13 protein-coding genes are annotated in these 14,792 nt (G+C 45.9%); 4 read left to right on the forward strand and 9 right to left on the reverse strand.

The features are described 5' to 3' along the window. Nucleotides 1-2: 2 nt before the first annotated feature. The 5 genes from KFF44_RS06890 to lptF form a co-directional block, all read right to left on the reverse strand. Complete coding sequence (locus KFF44_RS06890; protein ID WP_255938404.1) at nucleotides 3-1,142, reverse strand: GNAT family N-acetyltransferase; 1,140 nt, start codon at nucleotides 1,140-1,142, stop codon at nucleotides 3-5. Nucleotides 1,143-1,154: 12 nt separating this feature from the next. Further along, nucleotides 1,155-1,949 (reverse strand): sterol desaturase family protein, encoded by a 795-nt coding sequence (locus tag KFF44_RS06895; RefSeq protein WP_255938406.1) that lies wholly within the window; start codon nucleotides 1,947-1,949, stop codon nucleotides 1,155-1,157. 104 nt (nucleotides 1,950-2,053) lie between these two features. Continuing rightward, the gene (locus KFF44_RS06900; RefSeq protein ID WP_255938408.1) at nucleotides 2,054-3,625 is read right to left on the reverse strand and encodes a lipopolysaccharide biosynthesis protein; all 1,572 of its coding nucleotides are present in this window, start codon (nucleotides 3,623-3,625) and stop codon (nucleotides 2,054-2,056) included. After that, nucleotides 3,622-4,821 (reverse strand): LPS export ABC transporter permease LptG, encoded by a 1,200-nt coding sequence (lptG, locus tag KFF44_RS06905; protein ID WP_255938413.1) that lies wholly within the window; start codon nucleotides 4,819-4,821, stop codon nucleotides 3,622-3,624. The genes KFF44_RS06900 and lptG overlap by 4 nt, the downstream gene beginning before the upstream one ends. Continuing rightward, nucleotides 4,818-6,008, reverse strand: a complete 1,191-nt coding sequence (gene lptF, locus KFF44_RS06910; protein ID WP_255938415.1) for an LPS export ABC transporter permease LptF — start codon at nucleotides 6,006-6,008, stop codon at nucleotides 4,818-4,820. Before lptF ends, lptG begins: the two co-directional genes overlap by 4 nt. A 200-nt stretch (nucleotides 6,009-6,208) precedes the next feature. Here lptF and KFF44_RS06915 point away from each other — a divergent pair, with 200 nt between their 5' ends. From KFF44_RS06915 to KFF44_RS06930, 4 genes are all read left to right on the forward strand, one after another. Continuing rightward, a complete protein-coding gene (locus KFF44_RS06915) occupies nucleotides 6,209-6,790 on the forward strand; it encodes a DUF2141 domain-containing protein (RefSeq protein ID WP_255938417.1) in 582 nt (193 codons plus the stop codon). A 194-nt stretch (nucleotides 6,791-6,984) separates the two neighbouring features. Continuing rightward, nucleotides 6,985-7,980, forward strand: coding sequence for a diacylglycerol kinase family protein (locus KFF44_RS06920; protein ID WP_255938419.1), 996 nt, complete (start codon nucleotides 6,985-6,987; stop codon nucleotides 7,978-7,980). 40 nt (nucleotides 7,981-8,020) lie between these two features. Beyond that, a complete protein-coding gene (locus KFF44_RS06925; protein WP_255938421.1) occupies nucleotides 8,021-8,962 on the forward strand; it encodes a hypothetical protein in 942 nt (313 codons plus the stop codon). Between the two features lie 44 nt (nucleotides 8,963-9,006). Continuing rightward, nucleotides 9,007-10,011, forward strand: a complete 1,005-nt coding sequence (locus KFF44_RS06930) for a M23 family metallopeptidase (RefSeq protein WP_255938423.1) — start codon at nucleotides 9,007-9,009, stop codon at nucleotides 10,009-10,011. Nucleotides 10,012-10,063: 52 nt separating this feature from the next. Here KFF44_RS06930 and KFF44_RS06935 read toward each other — a convergent pair whose 3' ends face one another. From KFF44_RS06935 to KFF44_RS06950, 4 genes are all read right to left on the reverse strand, one after another. Beyond that, nucleotides 10,064-11,278: an aminotransferase class I/II-fold pyridoxal phosphate-dependent enzyme gene (locus KFF44_RS06935; protein WP_255938424.1), complete on the reverse strand. Its 1,215-nt coding sequence runs from the start codon at nucleotides 11,276-11,278 to the stop codon at nucleotides 10,064-10,066. Nucleotides 11,279-11,282: 4 nt separating this feature from the next. Further along, complete coding sequence (locus KFF44_RS06940; RefSeq protein ID WP_255938426.1) at nucleotides 11,283-11,531, reverse strand: acyl carrier protein; 249 nt, start codon at nucleotides 11,529-11,531, stop codon at nucleotides 11,283-11,285. A 70-nt stretch (nucleotides 11,532-11,601) separates the two neighbouring features. Then, nucleotides 11,602-12,558, reverse strand: coding sequence for an NAD(P)-dependent oxidoreductase (locus tag KFF44_RS06945; RefSeq protein WP_255938428.1), 957 nt, complete (start codon nucleotides 12,556-12,558; stop codon nucleotides 11,602-11,604). Beyond that, nucleotides 12,558-14,306, reverse strand: a complete 1,749-nt coding sequence (locus tag KFF44_RS06950) for a fatty acyl-AMP ligase (RefSeq protein ID WP_255938430.1) — start codon at nucleotides 14,304-14,306, stop codon at nucleotides 12,558-12,560. Before KFF44_RS06950 ends, KFF44_RS06945 begins: the two co-directional genes overlap by 1 nt. Between the last annotated feature and the right edge of the window lie 486 nt (nucleotides 14,307-14,792).

Below are 14,792 nucleotides of genomic sequence, written 5' to 3' on the forward strand. Positions count from 1 at the left end.
CCCTAGGCTATCGTCTTCTCAAATATCCCGTAGGTTTTATATTCCTCGCAGCCGATATCGACGAGGATGGAGCGCATGCCTTCGTTCTCGTCCAAAATCCAGCCAAGTTCGCCCCAGTAGGCGCCGCGTTCCATCACCTGATCGGTGCTATAGTCGATCATCCACATGGCCATAGCGGCACCAACGGGGCGTCTCTGGAAAGCCTGCTTCACGCCCATTAGGGGCACGCGCATGCGGCCTTCCTTTTTGCTAAGGACACGGCGCGACAGAAACTTGAAAACATTAAACGGGAACAGGCTACCACCGAAATCCTTAATGTCATCATTCAGGTCAGGGATTGTAACCATAAAGGCAACGGGTTCGCCGTCATATTCACAGATGACAGTGCGGTGGGGCTTCAGGATAAACTTGAGGCTTGTTGCCAGATGCTTGCCTTCATCCTGCGTAAACGGGGTGAAGCCCCAGTTGTTTGCCCATGCGTCCGAAACAATATCAATAATATAACCAATATCGCGGTCATAATTTGACATATCCATTTCACGCAGGATAACCCGTTTGTTGCGTTTCGCAGCCGCAACGATCCGTTTCATTTTTTCCGGGAAGCCTTTGAGGAGGTCAAGCTGATAAGCGATCAAATCGTGCGCTTTCGCGAGGCCATAGCTTTCGACCCAATCTTTATACTCGGGCTTACCGTGGGGCATCAGGAAGCAGGGCGGTGTGTCGAACCCATCGATCAGCATGCCGCATTCTTCCTTTGGCGATAGTGACCAAGGCCCCTGAATGGTTTTCATACCGCGATCACGCAACCAGTCCTCTGCGGTTTGAAGGAGCGCATGGGCAGTTGCTTCACTATCCGCTTCAAAGAGGCCAAAATACCCAAGGTCTGGGCCCCATTTGTCCTGCGCTAGCTTGTCAATCTGTGCTGAAATTCGCCCAACGATCTGACCATTATTTTCCGCGAGCCAAAGCTGAACTTCCGCATTATCGAAAAACGGGTTTTTCTTCGGGTCCAGATCTTCGAGCTTTAGAAACGTTAAAGGCTGAACCCAGTTTGGGTCAGCCTTATAATGATCTTTGGTCATGCGAATGAAGGCCTTCAGGTCGGCCTTCGTTTCAACAGGGCGTATTTTAAGATTTGTCACAGAATTATGAGCCTATGTCGCTTCGGAATTATTGATGTGCGAGCTTGTTTTGTAGGTAGCGCGTTTTTCCCGTGGACGGCGATTATCAACACCGCCAGAGGCCTCAGCAACCCAAGGGTATTTTTCAGCTTCTTCTTCGGTGTAACCGAGATTGAAAACGGTTTTGCTTTTTGTCGGGCGGTCCTTGCGCAGATAATATGTGCCAAGCAAACGATCCCAACCAAAGTTGGTGATGCCATAGTTTCCATCTTCATTATGGAAATGATGCATCATATGTTGTTCTTTGATGTGCTTAAGCCATTTTGCCTTGGGCTTGAAATTCAAATGCTCGATGCAATGGAAAAACTCATTGAGGATTGTCCATAGGCATCCTGTTGCAAAGGCCGCGAACGCACCGCCCCAGCCGCCAATTAGGTAACCAGCAGGCATGTTGATGAGCGCAAGCGGTGGTAGCGTCGTGTATAGTGCACCAAAAAGAACCTCAAGATTATGAGGGTCTTGATGGTGATCGTAGTGAACACGCTTCCAGTATTTTGCAGTGAATTTGATTTTATAAAGCCATTTGCCGTGGAGGACCCAGCGGTGCGCGATATACCAGCTCGGCGCAAAAATAGCGATTGCAAATGCAACAGAAATGGCGACGCTTAGCATGCTTTCAGCATAAAAATAGGTTGCGATATACCCTGAAATGACAAGCAGAATATAAACCTGAATAGCGTAATAGCTAAAGAAAGCAGGGAATAATTCCTTGAAGCCCATTTTGTCCAGATAGTGGGTTTCGCGTTTAAAAAGGCCAGTTGCTGCCATTTATATGTCTCCGTTCGCGCTGTATTTATTTCTATAGTGGCGCTTAACAAAATTTGTGCGCTTATATCAAAATGCTTACGATCCCGCAATCCTTGTCGGATCAATTACTTGTGGTCTTTGGTCGCACCGACGGGGATGTTTTTATTTTTGGCTTTCAGCGAAGGCTTGATGAACCTTCCGAATTTACCAAGGGCACAAAGATCATCATCGTGAAATCCAAAGCGGAAAATCATGAACAGTGATGCTATCAACGCTAATGCTGCAGTGATAAAGCCGAAGGGGCTGGGAACAGTCCCCAGAAGATGGGTTAAACTGCCTATAAAGGCTGCCCCGAGCAATGCAAAGCCAAGGGGTTTCAGTGTCTCCAGCGAATATGGTGACAATTTAAAAATGACTCTGGCCTGAATTAAATTCAAGAGCGCCGTTACATTCATACCAATTGCGGCCCCGACTGCGGCCCCAGTAACGCCGTGTTCAGGAATTAAATAATACCCAATCACATAAAGGGCAGCAATGCCGGTTAAGCCATTAATTGCTGGTAAAAGTCTGTGCCCGAGCATCTCAACGATTGCGCTAGCTGGTCCGGTTGAGGCTTCTAACATGCGTCCAATGATCAGGCAGATGATAGCCGTGAAGGCGGCGGTGAACTCAGGCTTCATAGCGCTCAAGACGTCCGGCGCTGCGAGATACAGTGCAGCACCAAAGGGAAGCGCGAGCGCGAGCGATAACCGGGTTGCAAACGCATACATGTCTTGAAGGGCCCGACGGTCGCCAACGCCGTCCCGCTCGGCAGCAAGCGGGGCCATCACATATTCAAAGGTTATCCTGATGCCTTGAAGAACGCTCGCGATCTTACGTGCCACGGCATAATAGCCGCTTGCCATCGCCCCGGCAGCACCCGGAAGCATAAGGTTCAGAAGAATTACCGGAAACTCGCTGAACAGTTTTTTTATCATGTTTGAGGGCATGACAGAATACCCATACTGCCGCATTTCAGACTGCAGTGTGCCAAACATCGGGGCCTTGATCAGCGCCTTTATTGAATAGTACCGCGATAGCAGTTTAATTGCGATCAGCGACGTGATGATAACGCTGACAAGGTGGGCCAAGAATAACCCGAATGTCAGAAACCCCATTAAGGCGAAAAGAATTGCAGCGAGTAGTCGGATGCCTTGCTCATAAAAAATACGGACTTTTATTTCAGGGCCAAAGGTGCGGGTTGCACGAATGGCAGCTGTTGAAACCTCAACAAAAGTCCAGAATGGTAACACCCATATGTAAATTCTAATAATCTCAACAAGGTTGCTTTCCTGGGCATCGGCTGCATTTAATATAGTCGCGATTATGGGGGCAGTGATTGTGCCAAGAACTGCGATTATAAGGGCAATAAACACACTAAATTTAATCGCATGCCCCGCGATGTCATCCGTATTGCCATTTTGTATTTTTGGAACATAGCGCTGCAATGTCGTTGTCATGGCCATTTCAGAAAAGGCAGTGGAAACCTTCACATAACTCCACAGAGCTGCAAAAAGACCAAAAATCTCAGCACCATAGAACCAGGTAAAGGCGATGATTGATAGGGCTTCGATAATCGCGCCCATACGGCCTAAAAATACATAGCCAGCACCACCAGCGAGCCGCTGGTTCTGATTTTTAGAGTTTCCGTCACTCATGATGATATGGTATCGGCTGTTTTAGCATTTTTTGGTTTTCTACGTAACATTCCAGTTACAAGCTGAAGTGGTCTTTTACCTTCTTCAGTATTGAATAAAACCGCATAACCTACAAGTAGGAATAACAGGAAGGGTGACCAGGCTGCCAGGAGTGGTGGTGCAACACCAAACTCGCCCATTGCCAACATAAAGTTATCGGCAACAAAAAAACTAAAACCAAGCGCCATTCCAAAAACAAGACGAATAATTAAATTCCCTGCCCGGGTAACACCAAACGCAGCCACCCCAGCTAATAATGGCATCAAAAGGGAGGATGCGGGCGCCGCAAATTTTTGAAGGAAGCTTGCCATCGCCTGATCGGTGGATAGCCCTTCTTCGCGCAATTGAGTTATGCTTTTCCATAAGTCAATGAAAGAAACATGATCGGGGCGGACAGTCAGGGCAAGGAAACGTTCGGGTTTTACCGCAATGTCCCATTCCACAGAGGGGGTAATTGCAAGATTATGACTTTCGACATCAAATCTTCTGACTTCATGAAGGGTCCATTGATCATTCTGGTAAATTGCAAAATCTGCACGCGCCATTGCTTGCAAGTGACCGACATCGCTTTTTTCAAAAATCGAAACAACATCCAGAACGACACGGTTCCCTATTTGGGATACATTCTCGATCAAAATAAGCGTGTTATCTTCCTTGATCCAAACACGACCAACAGGTCCCTCGTTTGGGGGAAGGTCAACTGCGAAATCGTTGGCTTCCCAATATTCTAGTTCTGCATTGGCATTGACAACAATGGTTTCATTGAAAACAAAGTGGACACTGACAATCATAAAGGTCGCGAGCCCAAGCGGGAGCAATATACGGTGCGCAGAAAGGCCAGCGGCCTTCATAACCACAACCTCGCTATTTTGATTGAGTGTCGCAAGTGTCAATAGGCTGGCAATAAGCGTCGCAAAAGGAGCGAATTGGCTTGCCAGTTGCGGGGCCCGAAGGGCAATGAAAGACACGATTGAAACCCATGAAGCCCCTTCAGCGGCCAAAACATCATCGGCTTGTGCCAGCAAAACCAGCATCATCAAGACTGATACAAGGCCCAACAGAATACCAATAAACCTCGCTATCAACATTTTCACCATGTAGCGTGACAATGTTCTTGATGGCAGCATTACACGCCTGATATTTCGGATCATACTCATGCTTCAGCTTTCATTACCCAGCGTGTCATCCGCTTCAATGGAGCAGAGATAATGTCCCATATTTTATCTACCCAGGCGAGGGGGTCCCCTCCAACTTTGTAGGCTGAAATTCGGAACAAACTAACGCTGATTATCGTGAAAAGGCCAAAAAGTGACCAAATGGTTAGGTACGGAGAAATACCGTTTGAAACGGCAGTTTCCATTCCTTCCATCACCTCATTATAGACAATAAGTAAAGCGATACTAACAATTATCCCAGTGCTGCGCCCTGTTCGCTTGTTCGTAAGCCCCATGGGAATTGCGAGAAACGGCAACACCAAAAAACTTAGGCTATGCATAATGCGCCAGTGATAATTTCCGCGAATAGAGTTTCGTAGACCTTCCTCTAAAAGGGGGTTGTCTTTCTCCGCCCATAACTCCGGCAAAGTCATTTCCAGTTCTTCACCGCCTCGGCCCCTAAAGGGTGCGCTATCTGGAAGTGGAATAGTGATATCCTGTTGGCTGAAGGTAAGAACACGGGGTTTGTTTTGACTTTCATTCAAATCAATAAGCGTACCATTGTATAATCGGAGCAAAATGGTTTGTTCGTCATTGGTCGCAAAAAAGCCGCCGCTTTCTGCCGTAATGGCAATACTGCCACGGCTATCGCGGCGTTCCATGAAAATGCCTTTTAACTCCGCTCCTTGGTCGTTAGATTCTTCAATCCTAAGAACCATTTTGTCCCCAAACTCAACAAATTCCCCAACGCGAATACTTGCGCCTAAAGCGCCGCTTCTCAGGTCAAATACCAATCCTTCATAGGCATATCGGCTGTAGGGTTGAACCCAGCCAACCAATATGGTGTTCACTACCAGTAAGAACAGTGCGAGCATGAATGCTGGGCGGGCCAATCTGAACAAACTTATGCCAGCATTTGTCATGGCATCATATTCGCTCGACATGGATATTTTTCTGAACGCGATTAAGGTTCCTAAAAGCATACCGATTGGCAGAGCCAGTCCCATATAATGAGGGGTCAGGTTCGCAAGCATGTTGAAAACAACACTAACCGGACCGCCTTCGTTGACGACAAAGTCAAATAATTTCAGCATCTTCTCCAGAATAAGAAGAAGCGCTGCTATTGACAAAGTCACAATAAGGGGGCCTGTGATCTGGCGAATTATATATCGATCGATACGGTTAAACATACGAAGCGGCTACACTGGTTCCATATTGGTTGCAAGAAAGAAATAAACACATTTTGTCACTGTAATAAATAAGTTCAGGCAATATTCACAATTAATTTGGCAAATATGTGATTGTCTGCGTATTTTAGTACCAAAAGCGACACAATTTCGCCACCATCAATGAGCATTTGCTTAGATGTAGTAATTTATTGGAGATATTTATGCTACTTAAGCAAAATATTCGAGTTAAAATAGCAGCCGCTATGGTTGGCGTTTTTGGGACTGTAACTTCTTCTGTTGTTGTCCACAGCCAATCGGTGGTTGATAATGCCAGTCTCTCAGCGGGTAAAATAGACACCACCGACATTCAATCGGTTTGCCCGCCCGGTGACAATAACGCTTCGGTTCTCGTCCATGTAGAGAATATTGCGACGATTGAAGGAAACCTTCGGGCGCAGTTATATACCGACAAGGAAGAGGACTTTCTTGAAAAAGGTAAAAAATTGGTACGGGTGGAAGTTCCTGTAAGCGCAGATGCCCAGTCGGTTTGCGTGCCATTGCCGTCTACCGGAAATTTCAGCCTTGTTATTTTGCATGATAAAAATGCAAATGGTAAAGCAGACTTTTTTTCTGAAGGCTTTGGCTTTTCAAACAATCCGAAACTTCGATTTGGTCCCCCTGATGTGGAGGATGCTACCTTTGCGGCGAAAGAAGGTATTACACAAATGACGGTTAACCTTCAATATATACTTGGAACCGACGACGCTAAGAAAAAGAAACGCAGGAACGCACGCCGCCGCTAAATTTAATTTCTGCGTTCAGAATATTTTAGAGGATAAGGTCACAAAGTTTCAATCTTTGGACAATCTTTTAGTCAAGCTTTCGGGAGCTTGATGGGAAAGGCTTGTATTTTCAACAGTTTTGAATTAAGTGCTAATCCATTATTGCAAATTTATGACAATTGTATCAGTAACTTCGTGAATGGATAGGCTTCAAGGTGCAAGTTGATCAATCAAATTTTAATAGCGGTGCATTGGTGCCATTGATTGCCGTACTTTCAAATCCAAAATCGACAACAAATGCCGCTGGCATGGATGATATTCGTAAGGTTATCAATGAGAGCGCTAACTTACTGCATTTTGAGCTTGACGGCGTTGAAACCATGGATGAAGCCATGGCGTTATTTGCGCGCGCGAATCCTGCGTTGATCATTGTTAATGGCGGTGATGGCACCATCGGTGTTGCACTGCAATCCTTACTGTATAAGAACCCCTTTAATGTCACACCACCTGTCGCATTTTTACCTGGTGGTAAAACCAATATGACAGCTGCAGACCTTGGCATGAAAGGCGACCCGGTTAAGGTTCTTAAAAACCTGATAAAGATGGTTAAAGCTGGTGAGCTCTCAGAGCGCCTGACAACCCGAAACCTGATCGAAATGGATTTAGGCGACGGGGGTACACCAAAGGTAGGAACTTTTTTTGGAACAGCCGGGATCGTTAAAGGAATTTACTGGTGCCGTGAAAATGCTTACGCAAAAGGGTTACCCAACTCGCTTGCTCATGTTTGGTCAGCGTTTAAGTTGGTGTCCAGTGCTTTTGGGCTAAGTAAAGACAAAGCAATGATGATCTCGGACCCAATGAATGTAGTGGTACCTGGTAAGGCCCGTATTAGCGGCCAGTTTGCGTCTGTTACAGCGACAACACTCGATAAATTGATTATGGGATTTAAGCCGTACAGTAATGAAGGTTTGGGTGGTCTGCGCTTCGCTGCCATTGAAACAGGTGGCAGAAATGTGTTTCGGGCGCTGCGCGGAATTCTATTTGGTAGTTTCGGAAAAAAATATATTCAAGGCGTCCACACAAGACGCGGCGATGATATCCGGATCGAAGGAACAGACCCTGTTACCTTGGACGGTGAAATGTATACGCCACTTCCTGGAAAACCGATATTGCTTAAAGGCGATAAAACGCTTACATTCGTGAAACTTTAATTTTTAAAGTCCTTGAGCTTTAAGCAAAGAGTATCAGTTAATGTCCGAATTGAAGGCGCTCGGTGCGCTCGATAGTTTTTTTAAAAACGAGTGGCAACGCAAAGTCCCTGATGCTGTGGTGGCTGCGGCGAGCGAAATATCCAAAAAATATGGAAGCGCAGTTAATGGCGTTTTGTTTTATGGGTCATGCCTGCGGACTGGCGAAATTGAAGACAAAATTCTCGATTTCTACATCATTGTTGATAGTTACAAATCGGCGTATCCTAAAAAATGGCTTGCAGTTGCTAACAAATTAATCCCGCCCAATGTTTTTTATCATGAAATGCAACATGAGGGTGTAACTGTGCGGTCTAAGTACGCGGTTTTGTCGCTAGGGGATTTGGAATATCGATGTAGCCCTAAGTGCCTTAATGTTTCTGTGTGGGCACGATTTTGTCAGCCGTGTATTTTACTTCAGCCTGAGAATGAAAATGTAGAGGGTAGAATCCGGCAGGCAATTGCGAATGCTGCCCAGACGATGATTGGTCATGTTTTACCCCAATGTCGAACAACGAGAGCCTCCAAAGATTTGTGGGTGTCAGCTTTTGAGCACACTTATGCGTCTGAACTTCGTTCTGAACCGGAAGGGAAGGGGCTGGAAATTTATTCGTTGGATCAGGAACGGTATGATCAATTAACGCCCTTATTGTTGAAAGCCCTTAATGCCGAAAAACCTGAGCGAGGGGATAAGCAATTAAGCCGTATGCCTGTCTTTAAGAACAGTTTCATGTGGTTCTTACGCCGCGCCAACGGCAAGTTTGTAAGCGTTGCCAGGCTTATAAAGGCGTCATTAACCTTTGATGGTGGTATTGATTATCTCGCGTGGAAAATAGGCCGTCATTCAGGTGTGGAAATTGAAGTTACTGATAGGATGCGCAAGCGCCCGGTTATGTCTGGTGTGACACTATTTTGGAATTTGCGCCGTAAAGGCGCCTTTAAATAGAAGTAAATTTCTATTCTGACCACCTTATGGGAAAGGGTAGAGAATTGAATATCAAAAACACATTCATAGCTATTCCGATAATTCTTTGGAAAACAGCATGTTTAGCGGCCTCTGAGGAAGAGGCCTCCTTCAGTCTAGACCAACCCATTGCATGCAATGTGAATCAGAATTGCTGGATCGTAAATTATTTTGATCAGGATGCCAGCGAGAAGGCTGCTGATTATCGGTGTGGCCCACACAGCTATAATGGCCATGGCGGAACTGATTTTGCCATACCGTCTATTACTGCGATGAATAAAGGTGTTGATGTATTGGCCAGTGCTGCGGGTGTCGTGATTGGCACGCGCAATTCAATGCAGGATATATCTGTTTCCGAAATCGGATACGAAGCATTAGCCGGAAATGATTGCGGTAATGGGGTTGGTATCGATCATGGCAACGGATGGCGCACGCAGTATTGTCACATGCGAAAAGGGTCCATTGCAGTTAAAGTTGGCGATAAGGTTGAGGCCGGAAGTAAAATAGGATTGGTTGGCCTTTCAGGAAATACTGTTTTCCCACATGTTCACTTAAGCGTATTTAAAGACGGCAATAAAGTTGATCCTTTTAGTGTAACAGGCGCTCTTTCCTGTTCGGGTGATCCGACTTCATTATGGTCAGATAGTGTGGAAAACCAAGTGAAATACATGTCAGCCATACCGTATCTGGCTGGGTTTGCGCCAGAGCGCGCTGATGCAGACAAAGCGAGGGCAGGTGAGTACACGAAGGTTAAATTTTCCCGTTCGACCCCAATTCTAACCTTTTGGGTCGATCATTTTAATCTAAGGCGTGGTGACAGGCTTGAAATGCAGATTTTGGCCCCCAACGGCGCTGTTGTCGCTGAAAATGTTAAAATGATGGAGAAAAATAAAGCGCGCTGGTTTCAATTTATCGGCCGCAGGATGCCGAGAGGTGGTTGGCCTGTTGGTGAATATAAGGCCTTTATTAAAGTCATTCCCTTTGATGGCGGTGACCTTCGAACAAAATCAGTGACAATGTCGGTGGAATAAATAAAGGCGATGGTAACCAGCCATCGCCTTTGGAATTAGGATCGTAGCAAGTTTATTCTGCCGCAACGCTATTCAATGTTAAGCCGACTTTACCCGCAGTTTGAATGAAGCGTTCAATGATAATGTCAATTTGCTCGCTTGTATGCTGAGCGCAGATGCTTGCGCGCATCAGGTTTACACCGCCTGGTGTTGCAAACGCTGCTGCCATGTTGACATACACACCTGCAACAATCAGCTCTTCCCAAAATAGGGTTGCCTGATGTAGATCGGGTAAGCAAACAGCAATAATCGGGCTATCTGCTTTCTCGGTCGCCATTGTAAAGCCTGCGCCTTTTAGGCCGGCATGTAGGCGTCTTGCATTTTCCCAAAGGTGGGCTCTGCGATTGCCGGCGCGTTTAATTGCTTCGATGGATTTAGTTGCCGAGGCAACTACAGATGGTGGAAGCGAGGCCGTAAACATATAAGGACGGCAAACTGTGCGCAAAATGTCAAACTTAGGATGGTTTGATACCGCGAAGCCACCAACTGTTCCAACAGACTTTGAGAAGGTTCCAACGATAAAGTCTGACAAATGTTCAACGCCCAGATCTTCTGCGACACCGCGGCCATTTTCGCCGCAGAAACCCATGGAGTGGGCTTCGTCAACAAGTGTCATAGCGCCGTATTTTTTCGCAACTTCCAAAAGTTCCTTAAGAGGGGCTGCATCACCGAGCATTGAGTAAATGCCCTCAACAACTACAAGCTTGCCTGCGTCCTCTGGAAGACGGCGGAGTCTCTTCTCCAGGCTGTCGGCGTCATTGTGCTTAAACCGAACAACTGTCGCGTTGCCCATCGCCGCACCGTCATAGATAGAGGCATGGCTATCTGCGTCCAAAAGAAGATAGTCATCCTTACCCGCAAGAACGGATATTAGCCCGAGATTTGCCTGATAGCCTGTTGAGAAGACCATGCAGCTTTCCATATCATAGAAATCTGCAATCGTTTGCTCTAAGGCTTTATGACCACCATACGTTCCGTTCAGCACACGTGAACCCGTGGTTCCTGTACCAAATTCATCAATAGCCTTTTTGGCAGCCTCCACAGAGTCTTCCGAGAACGTCATGCCCATATAGTTGTTCGTACCGGCAAGGATAGTGTGGCGGCCATCGATAATGGCTTCTGTTTCCGATATGATTTCATCCATAACGACCTTGAACGGGTCTGCTTTGGTGAAGGGAAGGGCCGCTTTTTGGGCTAGAATTGGGTCAAACTTATCAAACAAGTCCATGGGCTTATCCGTTATCAGCTACAATTTTGTCGACCGCGTCAGCAACGTGGGAAATTGTTTCTAGATCGGGCAATAGATTAAGAGGAAGGACAATATCGAATTCGTCTTCGATCTCGGCAACAAGGTCCATAACCGTTAAAGAGTCTAGCTCTAGGTTAGTTGCAAAAGTTGTTTCAGGCGTAAGCTCAATTCCTTTTTTATTAAAAGGAACAATAAGGTCATAAATAGTACTGAGTGTTTCGGCATTTGCCATAATCATTGTCCGATTTATTAATTGATTAGATCAACGAGATTATATTTACTTACCCACATAATCCAAATGATCATAAATGTCCATTTTGACGATACCATTCTAATGTGTTTTGTAAACCTGCTTCAAGGCCAAAACGTGGCGAGTATTCAGGTATTACAGGTCGTCTACTGTTTCGTGTCGTCCAGTCTGGATGACTGAGATGATATGCACTAGACAGTGTTAGCATAGCTGGTTTTCGTATTATCTGTGCGAATAGATCACTAAAAATCCCTAGAAAAGCGAGGACAGGAAAAGGAACAGGAATAATCTTGGGCTTTCGCTCATCTATTTTTTCTATTGCTGTGGCAATATCATCCAGGCGATAGCCATTGGGTTTGCCGTCGTCAATTTCCACGATGTCGTGGTTATAGCCCGTTTCTGGTAATTTGATAATTGCGCTAGCTAGGTCTTCGACATGTATCATAGAGAAACGATTTTTAGCGCTCCCCGGGGCCGGAAGAAAACCAAAGTTACTGGATTTGAAAATCTTAAGGATTTCCATATCATGCGGTCCGTAAATTGCTGGTGGGCGTACGATTGTCCATCGAAAGGGCCATTTTCCAGCCTTCAGGGCTCCTTCTGCTGCGTTTTTACTGGCACCGTAATGGGAAATCTGAGGCTCTCTGGCAGCTAAACTGGAAATAAGCAGGAACCGTTTTATAGTGCTGTTCTTGGCAGCCTTCAGAAGGTTTTTTGTGCCACCGAGGTTTACATCAAAAAATTCATTGCGGTTTAATGCCTTGGTCAGCCCTGCGCAGTGAACAACGATGTCTGCACCTTTGCATAAGGTTTCAAGCGCTTGATCGTCCTCAAGTGTACCATCCACCCATTCAATAGTTTCTGAAGATGTCTTGGGGCTGCGGGTTAAGGCTTTTACCTTATGGCCAGCTGATACATATTGTTCGAGCAGATGACGGCCAAGAAAACCAGTAGCCCCTGTCAGGGCAATGACCTGATCAGTGTTCGTTGGCGCTGCTTTATTGCTCATTAGCTGGCAATGGCCTGTAGATGGCCGGAAAGATACTGATTTCTTGCCTTAGAGCGGCTAAGTTTACCAGAAGAGGTTCTCGGTAAAGACCTCGGTGGTACGAGTTCCACCATGCAATTAATACCGGTAATGTTTTGGATATGGCGGCGCATTTCATCGATGAAGTTAGCACGCTCAGAGGAATCGGAAACCCTACACTGGGCTAGAATCATTGGAATTTCTTCAGCATTTTCACCAGGTACAGAAATCGCTGCTACATCGCCGTTTTTAACGCCGGGTAATTGTTCAACGGCCCATTCGATGTCTTGCGGCCAATGATTGCGACCATTCACAATGATCATGTCCTTGGCGCGTCCTACGATATAAAGGTAGCCATTTTTCATGTACCCCATATCGCCTGTGTCCAACCAGCCATCTTCACTGAGGACGGCACGCGTTGTTTCAGGGTCATTGAAATATTCGCGCATTACTGATGTACCGCGAACAAGAACACGTCCAACACTGGTTTCAGAGAGGATGTTATCGTCTTCATCACGAATATGGACTTCATATTCAGGCAAAGGTTTGCCGCAATTTACGACTTCACGCTTGCGCTCATTGTCGGCAGAGCCGTTCACGAGAACATGACGGTCGCCACTTAAGAGTGCTTCCTCAACAAGGTCAATCTCAATTCCCTTGCCGATGTCAGCGAAGCTAACACCGAGTGTACATTCAGCAAGGCCATAGCTCGGTAAAAATGCTTTGTCGCTGAAACCGATAGGCGCAAATGTTTCTGTAAAGGTACGCATTACGTCAGGGCGGATCATATCGCCGCCAATGCCCGCAACGCGGAGTTTGGACAGATCAAGTTCGTCCATGCCATTACGACGTGATGCGACACGGCGTGAACAAATATCAAAGCCAAATGTCGGACTGTAGGTGATTGTGCCGCCATTCATGCTCATCACACGTAGCCAGCTTAGTGGGCGACGGGCAAATTCTTCTGTTGGGATGAAATCAACGGATACCTGACAATTAACAGTTGTCAGCAATGTTCCGACAAGGCCCATGTCATGATAGAAGGGAAGCCAAGAAATACAGCGGTCTTCGTCCCCAAGCTGCACACCGTGAGCACCCATGCCGTATGTATTGGCAAGTAATGATTTGTGGGTAACTGCAACGCCGTGCGGGAAACGGGTACTGCCAGATGAATATTGCAAATATGCAAGATCATCGGTTGATGGCAAGCAATGTTCGCCATCTTTCTCGAAAGCTTCGTAAGCTTCGATTGAGCCCTTGAAGAGTAAATCCAGGTCTTCGGTGGCTGTTTCGATAATCTGCTCCATGAACTCTGGAGCCATAATTCCATTTGCCTGACAGCTTTCCATTTGCATGCGAAGCTGAGCAACATAACCTTCTTTACCGCCAAATGATGTTGGAAGAGGCAAAGGAACCGGAAGGACGCTTGCGTATTGGCAACCTATGAAAAAGGCGACAAAATTCGCGCTTGTTTCAGCAATAAGCGCAATTCTATCACCTTTTTTGAAACCAATACCGGATAATTTGCGGCCAATAATTTGGGCACGGTCACGGATTTGACGCCAGGTTACCGACTCAACAAGGTCGCCGCGAGCATTATAAAAATTTGCTCCACGTATTCCCTGAGCTGCATATTCAATCGATTCAACAAGAGTATCGAAATCTGAGTACCGACGTGGAAGTGTCGGATCTAGTGTCGGTGTTATAGTCATTGTATCGATATCAACCATATTTGCCCTGGTTCAACAATACTCGGACTTTTTGAAAACAACAAGTGTTAGACATCATAAAAATTTCAATCAGTCCGAAGCAAAATGTTATCGCAAAATCCTGTATTATGTCCAACATCAATTTGGACGCAGTTACTCATTTTCTTCCACAATATGCAAAAGAATATCAAGGCTGAATTACATATTGATTGCAATTTTCGCAAGAGAATTTTAACGAATTTCATGTTTTTCAAATTTACCGATTTATGTACTCGCAGTGAACAAGTGGTTGTTTTTTTAGAGCTGACTTTGAAGGCGGTGTGTCAAAAGCTATGGTTTTCTGCGGGTTGTGAGGGGCGGTAGGGCTGTATGTTTATCGAGGCGGATTGAAGAATAACAAACTTTACGTACGGTAACGGGCATATTTTGCATATGTAATGAAAATGTCATGTTGCAGTATGGCAACACATAATTGGCCGAAAATGTTATGAATTGACCATCTAATAT

Source organism: Kordiimonas sp. SCSIO 12610 (genome assembly GCF_024398015.1).
Lineage (GTDB): Bacteria > Pseudomonadota > Alphaproteobacteria > Sphingomonadales > Kordiimonadaceae > CANLMI01.

Excerpts from the sequence above, each read along its gene's own strand:
- KFF44_RS06940 (WP_255938426.1), bottom strand. The coding sequence starts at position 11,531 with ATGGCAAATGCCGAAACACTCAGTACTATTTATGACCTTATTGTTCCT.
- KFF44_RS06945 (WP_255938428.1), bottom strand. The coding sequence starts at position 12,558 with ATGAGCAATAAAGCAGCGCCAACGAACACTGATCAGGTCATTGCCCTG.
- lptG (WP_255938413.1), bottom strand. The coding sequence starts at position 4,821 with ATGAGTATGATCCGAAATATCAGGCGTGTAATGCTGCCATCAAGAACA.
- KFF44_RS06925 (WP_255938421.1), top strand. The coding sequence starts at position 8,021 with ATGTCCGAATTGAAGGCGCTCGGTGCGCTCGATAGTTTTTTTAAAAAC.
- KFF44_RS06950 (WP_255938430.1), bottom strand. The coding sequence starts at position 14,306 with ATGGTTGATATCGATACAATGACTATAACACCGACACTAGATCCGACA.
- KFF44_RS06915 (WP_255938417.1), top strand. The coding sequence starts at position 6,209 with ATGCTACTTAAGCAAAATATTCGAGTTAAAATAGCAGCCGCTATGGTT.
- KFF44_RS06935 (WP_255938424.1), bottom strand. The coding sequence starts at position 11,278 with ATGGACTTGTTTGATAAGTTTGACCCAATTCTAGCCCAAAAAGCGGCC.
- KFF44_RS06895 (WP_255938406.1), bottom strand. The coding sequence starts at position 1,949 with ATGGCAGCAACTGGCCTTTTTAAACGCGAAACCCACTATCTGGACAAA.
- KFF44_RS06900 (WP_255938408.1), bottom strand. The coding sequence starts at position 3,625 with ATGAGTGACGGAAACTCTAAAAATCAGAACCAGCGGCTCGCTGGTGGT.
- lptF (WP_255938415.1), bottom strand. The coding sequence starts at position 6,008 with ATGTTTAACCGTATCGATCGATATATAATTCGCCAGATCACAGGCCCC.